The sequence below is a fragment of the Pseudomonas sp. PKS genome, assembly GCF_051913525.1.
In the GTDB taxonomy this organism is placed as follows: domain Bacteria; phylum Pseudomonadota; class Gammaproteobacteria; order Pseudomonadales; family Pseudomonadaceae; genus Aquipseudomonas; species Aquipseudomonas guariconensis_D.
This window is the reverse complement of record NZ_JBEGDO010000040.1, coordinates 1-5,630: the sequence shown is the minus strand read 5'-3', so window position 1 is coordinate 5,630 and position 5,630 is coordinate 1. Positions and strand designations below refer to the sequence as shown.

General features: G+C 51.8%; 2 tRNA genes and 3 rRNA genes. All 5 read left to right on the top strand.

What is annotated here, in order from left to right:
* The first annotated feature begins 465 nt into the window (after positions 1-465).
* The 5 genes from ABOA88_RS23930 (at position 466) to rrf (ending at position 5,630) form a co-directional block, all read left to right on the top strand.
* A 16S ribosomal RNA gene (locus ABOA88_RS23930) occupies positions 466-2,002 on the top strand.
* Positions 2,003-2,087: 85 nt separating this feature from the next.
* Positions 2,088-2,164 (top strand) — tRNA-Ile (locus ABOA88_RS23925).
* A gap of 22 nt (positions 2,165-2,186) precedes the next feature.
* Positions 2,187-2,262: transfer RNA gene (locus tag ABOA88_RS23920), tRNA-Ala, on the top strand.
* 234 nt (positions 2,263-2,496) lie between these two features.
* A 23S ribosomal RNA gene (locus tag ABOA88_RS23915) occupies positions 2,497-5,387 on the top strand.
* 127 nt (positions 5,388-5,514) lie between these two features.
* Positions 5,515-5,630, top strand: a 5S ribosomal RNA gene (gene rrf, locus ABOA88_RS23910).
* Together the 16S, 23S and 5S rRNA genes with 2 tRNA genes alongside form the textbook arrangement of a ribosomal RNA operon.

Genomic DNA, 5,630 nt, shown 5'->3' with positions numbered 1-5,630 from the left:
GAATCCCCTTATAATGCGCCCCACTTCCGACGCAGTCGAAACGCAAAACTCCTTGATAATCAATGAGTTGAACGCTTCAGGTAGTATTGGAAGGGCTTCGATCTAGTGATCGGCAGCGGTGAAAAAGGCAGTTGACAGCAGGTTTTAACGCTGTATGATTCGCCTCCCGCTACGAGAGATCGCAGCGAGTTAAGCGGTTGAAGTTGAACGGGTTTCTCGGAAAAAACTTCAAAATAAACGCTTGACAGACTTAGAGGAAAGCGTAGAATGCGCGGCCTCGGTTGAGCAAAGCGCTTAACCAAATCGCTCTTTAACAATCGAATCAAGCAATTCGTGTGGGTGCTTGTGAGTACGGACTGATAGTCGCCAAGATTATCAGCATCACAAGTGGCCATGCGAGAAATCACATAGTCATTTGAGATTGCTGAGCCAAGTTTAGGGTTTCTTAAAAACCCAAGCAGTATTGAACTGAAGAGTTTGATCATGGCTCAGATTGAACGCTGGCGGCAGGCCTAACACATGCAAGTCGAGCGGATGACGGGAGCTTGCTCCTTGATTCAGCGGCGGACGGGTGAGTAATGCCTAGGAATCTGCCTGGTAGTGGGGGACAACGTTCCGAAAGGGGCGCTAATACCGCATACGTCCTACGGGAGAAAGTGGGGGATCTTCGGACCTCACGCTATCAGATGAGCCTAGGTCGGATTAGCTAGTTGGTGAGGTAAAGGCTCACCAAGGCGACGATCCGTAACTGGTCTGAGAGGATGATCAGTCACACTGGAACTGAGACACGGTCCAGACTCCTACGGGAGGCAGCAGTGGGGAATATTGGACAATGGGCGAAAGCCTGATCCAGCCATGCCGCGTGTGTGAAGAAGGTCTTCGGATTGTAAAGCACTTTAAGTTGGGAGGAAGGGCAGTAAGTTAATACCTTGCTGTTTTGACGTTACCGACAGAATAAGCACCGGCTAACTCTGTGCCAGCAGCCGCGGTAATACAGAGGGTGCAAGCGTTAATCGGAATTACTGGGCGTAAAGCGCGCGTAGGTGGTTCGTTAAGTTGGATGTGAAAGCCCCGGGCTCAACCTGGGAACTGCATCCAAAACTGGCGAGCTAGAGTATGGTAGAGGGTGGTGGAATTTCCTGTGTAGCGGTGAAATGCGTAGATATAGGAAGGAACACCAGTGGCGAAGGCGACCACCTGGACTGATACTGACACTGAGGTGCGAAAGCGTGGGGAGCAAACAGGATTAGATACCCTGGTAGTCCACGCCGTAAACGATGTCAACTAGCCGTTGGAATCCTTGAGATTTTAGTGGCGCAGCTAACGCATTAAGTTGACCGCCTGGGGAGTACGGCCGCAAGGTTAAAACTCAAATGAATTGACGGGGGCCCGCACAAGCGGTGGAGCATGTGGTTTAATTCGAAGCAACGCGAAGAACCTTACCAGGCCTTGACATGCAGAGAACTTTCCAGAGATGGATTGGTGCCTTCGGGAACTCTGACACAGGTGCTGCATGGCTGTCGTCAGCTCGTGTCGTGAGATGTTGGGTTAAGTCCCGTAACGAGCGCAACCCTTGTCCTTAGTTACCAGCACGTTATGGTGGGCACTCTAAGGAGACTGCCGGTGACAAACCGGAGGAAGGTGGGGATGACGTCAAGTCATCATGGCCCTTACGGCCTGGGCTACACACGTGCTACAATGGTCGGTACAGAGGGTTGCCAAGCCGCGAGGTGGAGCTAATCTCACAAAACCGATCGTAGTCCGGATCGCAGTCTGCAACTCGACTGCGTGAAGTCGGAATCGCTAGTAATCGCGAATCAGAATGTCGCGGTGAATACGTTCCCGGGCCTTGTACACACCGCCCGTCACACCATGGGAGTGGGTTGCACCAGAAGTAGCTAGTCTAACCTTCGGGAGGACGGTTACCACGGTGTGATTCATGACTGGGGTGAAGTCGTAACAAGGTAGCCGTAGGGGAACCTGCGGCTGGATCACCTCCTTAATCGAAGACATCAGCCTGCTGATGAGCTCCCACACGAATTGCTTGATTCCTTGAAGAAGACGATGCTGTAACGCGACCCTGTTATAGGTCTGTAGCTCAGTTGGTTAGAGCGCACCCCTGATAAGGGTGAGGTCGGCAGTTCAAATCTGCCCAGACCTACCATTAGCTTGGTGCAGATGACTACGGGGCCATAGCTCAGCTGGGAGAGCGCCTGCCTTGCACGCAGGAGGTCAGCGGTTCGATCCCGCTTGGCTCCACCACTTGCCGTTACCTGCAGAACTTAGAAATGAACATTCCGGTGTGAATGTTGATTTCTGGCTTTTGTCAGATCGTTCTTTAAAAATTCGGATATGTGATAGATAGACTGATGACCACTTTCACTGGTGGGCCATCAGGCTAAGGTAAAATTTGTGAGTTCTGCTCTTAATTGAGCAACATGCGAATTTTCGGCGAATGTCGTCTTCACAGTATAACCAGATTGCTTGGGGTTATATGGTCAAGTGAAGAAGCGCATACGGTGGATGCCTTGGCAGTCAGAGGCGATGAAAGACGTGGTAGCCTGCGATAAGCTTTGGGGAGTCGGCAAACAGACTGTGATCCAGAGATCTCTGAATGGGGGAACCCACCTAGGATAACCTAGGTATCTTGTACTGAATACATAGGTGCAAGAGGCGAACCAGGGGAACTGAAACATCTAAGTACCCTGAGGAAAAGAAATCAACCGAGATTCCCTTAGTAGTGGCGAGCGAACGGGGACCAGCCCTTAAGTTGATTTGAGATTAGTGGAACGCTCTGGAAAGTGCGGCCATAGTGGGTGATAGCCCCGTACACGAAAATCTCTTGTCAATGAAATCGAGTAGGACGGAGCACGAGAAACTTTGTCTGAACATGGGGGGACCATCCTCCAAGGCTAAATACTACTGACTGACCGATAGTGAACCAGTACCGTGAGGGAAAGGCGAAAAGAACCCCGGAGAGGGGAGTGAAATAGAACCTGAAACCGTATGCGTACAAGCAGTGGGAGCCTACTTTGTTAGGTGACTGCGTACCTTTTGTATAATGGGTCAGCGACTTATATTCAGTGGCGAGCTTAACCGAATAGGGGAGGCGTAGCGAAAGCGAGTCTTAATAGGGCGTTTAGTCGCTGGGTATAGACCCGAAACCGGGCGATCTATCCATGGGCAGGTTGAAGGTTAGGTAACACTGACTGGAGGACCGAACCGACTACCGTTGAAAAGTTAGCGGATGACCTGTGGATCGGAGTGAAAGGCTAATCAAGCTCGGAGATAGCTGGTTCTCCTCGAAAGCTATTTAGGTAGCGCCTCATGTATCACTCCAGGGGGTAGAGCACTGTTTCGGCTAGGGGGTCATCCCGACTTACCAAACCGATGCAAACTCCGAATACCTGGAAGTGCCGAGCATGGGAGACACACGGCGGGTGCTAACGTCCGTCGTGAAAAGGGAAACAACCCAGACCGTCAGCTAAGGTCCCAAAGTCATGGTTAAGTGGGAAACGATGTGGGAAGGCTTAGACAGCTAGGAGGTTGGCTTAGAAGCAGCCATCCTTTAAAGAAAGCGTAATAGCTCACTAGTCGAGTCGGCCTGCGCGGAAGATGTAACGGGGCTCAAACCATGCACCGAAGCTACGGGTATCACTTAGGTGATGCGGTAGAGGAGCGTTCTGTAAGCCTGTGAAGGTGAGTTGAGAAGCTTGCTGGAGGTATCAGAAGTGCGAATGCTGACATGAGTAACGACAATGCGAGTGAAAAACTCGCACGCCGAAAGACCAAGGTTTCCTGCGCAACGTTAATCGACGCAGGGTTAGTCGGTCCCTAAGGCGAGGCTGAAAAGCGTAGTCGATGGAAAACAGGTTAATATTCCTGTACTTCCAGTTATTGCGATGGAGGGACGGAGAAGGCTAGGCCAGCTTGGCGTTGGTTGTCCAAGTTTAAGGTGGTAGGCTGAAATCTTAGGCAAATCCGGGATTTCAAGGCCGAGAGCTGATGACGAGTTGCCTTTAGGCGACGAAGTGGTTGATGCCATGCTTCCAAGAAAAGCTCCTAAGCTTCAGATAACTGGGAACCGTACCCCAAACCGACACAGGTGGTCGGGTAGAGAATACCAAGGCGCTTGAGAGAACTCGGGTGAAGGAACTAGGCAAAATGGCACCGTAACTTCGGGAGAAGGTGCGCCGGCGAGGGTGAAGGACTTGCTCCGTAAGCCCATGCCGGTCGAAGATACCAGGCCGCTGCGACTGTTTATTAAAAACACAGCACTCTGCAAACACGAAAGTGGACGTATAGGGTGTGACGCCTGCCCGGTGCCGGAAGGTTAATTGATGGGGTTAGCGCAAGCGAAGCTCTTGATCGAAGCCCCGGTAAACGGCGGCCGTAACTATAACGGTCCTAAGGTAGCGAAATTCCTTGTCGGGTAAGTTCCGACCTGCACGAATGGCGTAACGATGGCGGCGCTGTCTCCACCCGAGACTCAGTGAAATTGAAATCGCTGTGAAGATGCAGTGTATCCGCGGCTAGACGGAAAGACCCCGTGAACCTTTACTATAGCTTTGCACTGGACTTTGAGCTTGCTTGTGTAGGATAGGTGGGAGGCTTTGAAGTGGGGACGCCAGTTCTCATGGAGCCATCCTTGAAATACCACCCTGGCAACCTTGAGGTTCTAACTCAGGTCCGTGATCCGGATCGAGGACAGTGTATGGTGGGTAGTTTGACTGGGGCGGTCTCCTCCCAAAGAGTAACGGAGGAGTACGAAGGTGCGCTCAGACCGGTCGGAAATCGGTCGCAGAGTATAAAGGCAAAAGCGCGCTTGACTGCGAGACCCACACGTCGAGCAGGTACGAAAGTAGGTCTTAGTGATCCGGTGGTTCTGTATGGAAGGGCCATCGCTCAACGGATAAAAGGTACTCCGGGGATAACAGGCTGATACCGCCCAAGAGTTCATATCGACGGCGGTGTTTGGCACCTCGATGTCGGCTCATCACATCCTGGGGCTGAAGCCGGTCCCAAGGGTATGGCTGTTCGCCATTTAAAGTGGTACGCGAGCTGGGTTTAGAACGTCGTGAGACAGTTCGGTCCCTATCTGCCGTGGACGTTTGAGATTTGAGAGGGGCTGCTCCTAGTACGAGAGGACCGGAGTGGACGAACCTCTGGTGTTCCGGTTGTCACGCCAGTGGCATTGCCGGGTAGCTATGTTCGGAAGAGATAACCGCTGAAAGCATCTAAGCGGGAAACTTGCCTCAAGATGAGATCTCACTGGGATCTTGAATCCCCTAAAGGGCCGTCGAAGACTACGACGTTGATAGGTCGGGTGTGTAAGCGCTGTGAGGCGTTGAGCTAACCGATACTAATTGCCCGTGAGGCTTGACCATATAACACCCAAGCAATTTGCTTCTGCAGATTGCGGTGGTGAAGACGAAAGAACCGAAAGTTCGCAACCACAACGATCACATATCCGAATTGGCTGGAGTGTCATAAGACAGTCTGGCAACAGAATTTCTTGACGACCATAGAGCATTGGAACCACCTGATCCCATCCCGAACTCAGCAGTGAAACGATGCATCGCCGATGGTAGTGTGGGGCTTCCCCATGTGAGAGTAGGTCATCGTCAAGA